Annotated in this window: 5 protein-coding genes and 1 pseudogene; 4 read left to right on the top strand and 2 right to left on the bottom strand. The window is 75.5% G+C overall.

Going from position 1 to position 4,295, the window contains the following annotated elements; translation table 11 throughout:
• Nucleotides 1-41: 41 nt before the first annotated feature.
• On the bottom strand, nucleotides 42-401 hold the full coding sequence (locus KBX39_RS24660) for an STAS domain-containing protein (RefSeq protein WP_013287849.1): 360 nt from the start codon (nucleotides 399-401) through the stop codon (nucleotides 42-44).
• Nucleotides 402-822: 421 nt separating this feature from the next.
• Here KBX39_RS24660 and KBX39_RS24655 point away from each other — a divergent pair, with 421 nt between their 5' ends.
• The 4 genes from KBX39_RS24655 to KBX39_RS24640 all read left to right on the top strand — a co-directional run bounded on the left by KBX39_RS24655 (nucleotide 823) and on the right by KBX39_RS24640 (nucleotide 3,177).
• Nucleotides 823-1,227 carry a hypothetical protein gene (locus tag KBX39_RS24655; RefSeq protein ID WP_064448225.1) on the top strand — a complete coding sequence of 135 codons (405 nt, stop codon included), beginning with the start codon at nucleotides 823-825 and terminating at the stop codon, nucleotides 1,225-1,227.
• 170 nt (nucleotides 1,228-1,397) lie between these two features.
• Nucleotides 1,398-2,072 carry a BON domain-containing protein gene (locus KBX39_RS24650; protein WP_210872737.1) on the top strand — a complete coding sequence of 225 codons (675 nt, stop codon included), beginning with the start codon at nucleotides 1,398-1,400 and terminating at the stop codon, nucleotides 2,070-2,072.
• Between the two features lie 59 nt (nucleotides 2,073-2,131).
• The gene (locus KBX39_RS24645; RefSeq protein WP_043329170.1) at nucleotides 2,132-2,629 is read left to right on the top strand and encodes a redoxin domain-containing protein; all 498 of its coding nucleotides are present in this window, start codon (nucleotides 2,132-2,134) and stop codon (nucleotides 2,627-2,629) included.
• Entirely contained in the window at nucleotides 2,626-3,177 is a 552-nt protein-coding gene (locus KBX39_RS24640; RefSeq protein WP_210872734.1) for a DsbA family protein, read from the top strand. The genes KBX39_RS24645 and KBX39_RS24640 overlap by 4 nt, the downstream gene beginning before the upstream one ends.
• 1 nt (nucleotide 3,178) lies before the next feature.
• Here the strand turns inward: KBX39_RS24640 and KBX39_RS24635 are convergent.
• A pseudogene (locus KBX39_RS24635) lies at nucleotides 3,179-4,295 on the bottom strand (LuxR C-terminal-related transcriptional regulator); the annotation flags it as partial.

Genomic DNA, 4,295 nt, shown 5'->3' with positions numbered 1-4,295 from the left:
CGGGTAGAAGGTCCCCTGGCCGCAGGGGGTGCGAACGGCGCTCAGGCGCCGGGCAGCACCTCGGGGGTGTCGTCGGCGAACCACGGCTCGGGAGCGCCGAAGAGGCCGAGCAGGCCGGTCACCCAGAGCTGCCGGTGCACGAACCGGCTCGGCTCGGTGACCACGAGCTTGACGCCGCTGACCTCGCAGGTCTGGAAGCCGGCCACCATGGCGCTGATGCCGACCGAGTCGATGAACGTGACGAGCCGCATGTTCAGCTCGATGCGCGAGGGACGGCCCTTCGCGAGCACCTCGGCGATCGCTTCCCGCACCTCGTACGCGGTGTCGACGTCGATCTCCCCACGGGGCGCGATCTGGACGACACCACCCGGCCGCACCGACTTCACGATCGACAGGCTCACGCGAGCACCTCCACTCGCCCTTGACGGGCGCCTCATCAGTACGCGGGCCGCGACCGAGAGTATTCCTCCAACGGCCCGGTCGCCACCCCCCGGGATGAGCAATTCGCGAACTGGGCACACCTGGGCGCTCCCAATCCGGACCTCCGGGTTCCAGTTTCCCCTTCGACGCGGGCCGCGGCCAGCCGTACGGCCGGTCGGACCCGTCGATCCGCCGACCAGGGTAGCGGGCGCGCGCACGTCCCGTCGGCACCGGTCCCGGCGCGTTCGGGTGGTTCGTCCCGTTCGCTGCTCACGAGCCGGGCACCACCGCGAGGGTTTGCCGCGTGCGCCGGTGGGGCACTGCCCCGAGACAGTGAACGCGCCGGATGGACACCGGAGTCCGAAGTGGCCGCCGGCCTTCGGCACCCGAGGAGGTAGAACGATGTTCGGATCCAACCTGCTGGACCGCCGGGGCAAGGCCGAGCGGGTCGCCGACCAGGCGTGGCAGCACCTGCTCTCCGCGGCCGGCTCCGCCGGTGACAGCGTGCGCGACGCCACCCGCAGCGCCCGCCGCAACTCCTCCGGCTTCGCCGACGACGCCACCGACCTGGTCGGCTCCGCCGCCGAGGAGGCGCGCCGGCGTGCCACGCTCGCCTTCGACGCGCTGGCCGGACGCCGGCCCGCCCTGCCCTGGACGCTGCTGATCGCGGCGGCGCTCGCGGGCGCGGCGATCGGCTGGGCCGCCGGCACCGCCGCGCGCGCCGCGGGCAGCCGCGACCGCGCCGCGGACGAGATCGAGTTCGTGGACGTGGACCGCCCGAACTCCCCGGCCGGCCTGGACGGCTGAACCCCACCCGACCGGCACGGTGGCCGCTCCCGGCACTCCCGGGGGCGGCCACCGTGCCGCGTGGTGCTCTCCCCCACCCGGACCGGGTGAGGGCCGGTCACCCGGGACACGCGCAGGATCGCGGGTGCGGGACCGCGTGCCCGCGCCGCCATCGACGGAGGGAGAGCCGGATGGCCACCGACACGATCACGCGCACCGACCGGGACATCCAGTCCGCGGTGCTCGACGAACTGACCTGGGAGCCCCGGGTCGGCTCGGACGAGATCGGCGTAACCGTCACCGAGGGCGTGGTGACGCTGACCGGCCGGGTGGACAGCTACGCCAAGAAGTGGGCTGCCGAGCGGGCCGCGCACCGGGCCGCCCGGGTCCGCGCGGTCGCCAACGACCTCGCCGTCCAGATCGCCACCGCGGCCGGCCGGGAGGACCCGGAGATCGCCGTCGCGGCCGTACGGGCGCTGGAATGGGACGCGTTCGTGCCGGTCGAGACGCTGCAGGTGACGGTCTCCGACGGCTGGGTCACGCTGCACGGCGACGTCGAGTGGGAGTATCAGCGGCGGGCCGCCGAACGGTCGGTCGCCCGGCTCACCGGCGTACGCGGGGTGAGCAACGGGATCGCCGTGCGCCCGGCGGTCCGCGCCGACGGCCACGACCTGGCCGAACGGATCGTGGACGCGCTCGCGCGCAACGCCGCCACCGAGGCCGAGAGCGTCGACGTTCGGGTGCACGGCGACACCGTCGTGCTCGGCGGGCAGGTCCACTCGCCCGGCGAGCGCGCGGAGATCGAGCGGGTGGTGTGGAACGCCCCCGGCATCCGGGAGGTGCACAACCACCTGGTCGTGCGCTGAGCCGAACCACCCCGCCCGGGTGAGCCCGCCTCACCCGGGCGCCCGCCATGGTGGGAGGCATGAGTGATCCGAACGGGCTGATCACACCCGGGCGGGCCGCCCCCGGGTTCACGCTGCCGGCGGCGCCGGACGGGCGGCAGGTGGGTCCCGGGCAGTTCCGGGGCCGTCCGGTGGTGCTGGCCTTCTATCCCGCCGACTGGTCACCGGTCTGCGGCGAGCAGATGGCCCTCTACCAGGCGGCCCTGCCCGAACTGGAGCGGTACGACGCGGTGCTGCTGGGCATCTCGGTGGACAGCGTCGACTCGCACCGGGCGTTCGCCGAGAGCCAGGGCATCCGGTTCCCGCTGCTCGCCGACTTCGAGCCCAAGGGCGAGGTGTCGCGCCGGTACGGCGCGTACGCGCCGCGTGGGCAGTCCGACCGGGCGCTCGTGGTGATCGACCCGGACGGCCGGGTGGCCTGGAGCCACCTGTCGCCGCCCGAGGTGAACCCGGGCGTGGACGGCATCCTCGACGCGCTGGAGCGGCTGGACGCGGATCGGCGGGTGAGCGCCCGATGACCACGCCACTTCAGGTCACCACCGCGCGGCTGCGGACCCCGGTGACCGAACACGACCACGTCCGCGGGCCGGCGGACGCGCCGGTCACGATCGTCGAGTACGGCGACTTCCAGTGCCGGTTCTGCGGCGCCGCGTACCCGAACCTGACCGAGGTGCTGCGCCAGCGGGCCGACGTGGTGCGGCTGGCGTACCGGCACTTCCCGATCGCCAACATCCACCCGTACGCGGAGAGCGCGGCGGAGACCGCCGAGGCGGCCGCCGCCCGGGGCCGGTTCTGGGAGATGTACGACTGGCTCTTCCAGCACCAGGACCAGCTCGACCCGGTGCACCTGTCGCTCGGCGTCGAGCAGATCGGACTGTCGCCGGACGAGATCGCCGCGGAGGTCGGCCGCCAGGAGTACGCCGACCGGGTGCGGCAGGACTTCGTCGGCGGCATCCGCAGCGGCGTCAACGGCACCCCGACGCTGTTCGTCAACGGCCTCCGCCACGACGGCGGCTACGACCTGGCCGAACTGCTGACAGTGGTGGACGCCGCGGCCGACGCCTGAGTCAGATCAACCGCAGCTCGCGCGCCCGCCGGACGGCGTCCCGCCGGCGGGTCGCGTCGAGCTTGCGGTAGATGTTGCGCACGTGCGTCTTGACGGTGTTCACCGACAGCGACAGCTCGGCGGCGATCTCCACGTTGGACAGGATGCTCTGCAGGTACCGCAGGATGGTCAGCTCCCGCTCGGTGAGCGGCTCGTCCAGCCCGCGCGCCGGGCCGTCCGCCGGCCCGGTGACCGGCTGCGCGTCCGCGCCCCGGACCAGTTCGCTCACCGTGGCCCAGTACGCGGTTCCGGAGTCCAGGTGCGCGGCCAGCAGGTCCCGTACCCCCGGGTCGGTGCGGGTGAAGACGCGCCGGTAGCCGTCCGGCTCGGCGAGCGCCAGCACCTCCTCCAGCGCCCGCCCGGCCCGCCGGGCGTCCCCGGTCCCCCCGGCCAGTCACGCGTGGAGCAGCCCGGCGCCCAGCCGCACCGGCAGCGGCCAGTCCGCCGCGTCGGGCCCGGCCCAGTCGGGCAGCGTCCGCTCGGCCGCGCGGGCGTCACCGGCGCGCAGCAGCAACCGGGCGGACGCCAGCGCCGGCGCCGGCCCGTCACCAGTGGCGTCGAGCAGCGCCCGGGCGCCGTCGGCGTCACCGGCCGCCGCGCGTACCTGCGCCTCCTCGGCGGCCAGCCACCCGCCCAGTTCCGCGCCGGGCGCGACCGCCCGCGCGCCGGCGAGTGTGCGCAGCGCGCCCGCCGGGTCGTCGCCGTCGGCCAGCAGCCCGGCCCGGCAGAGCGCGGCCAGCGCCGCTCCCCCCGGCTCCGCGGTGGCCGGACCGGCCAGCGCCAGGTGGGCCACGGCCTCCGCGGGCCGGTCCCGGTGCCAGGCCACGAGCGCCAGCGCCAGGTACGCGTAGCCGCAGTCCGCCCGCGCCGACCAGCCCTGGCAGGCCGGCATCGCCAGCGCCTCTCCGGCGAGTTCCTCGGCCGCCCGCAACGCGCCCCGGGCCGCCTCCAGCGCCGCCGACCGGCTGACGCAGAGCAGCTCGGTCCGCGGCCGCCCGGCCCGGCGCGCCGCCTCCCGCGCCTCGGCGAACCGGGTACGGGCTGCCGGCAGTTCCCCCTCGGCCAGCGCGACCAGTCCG

Origin of the sequence: Micromonospora sp. D75 (genome assembly GCF_018070405.1) — a bacterium.
Classification (GTDB): Bacteria; Actinomycetota; Actinomycetes; order Mycobacteriales; family Micromonosporaceae; genus Micromonospora; species Micromonospora chalcea.
This window is presented reverse-complemented; position numbering and strand designations above follow the sequence as displayed.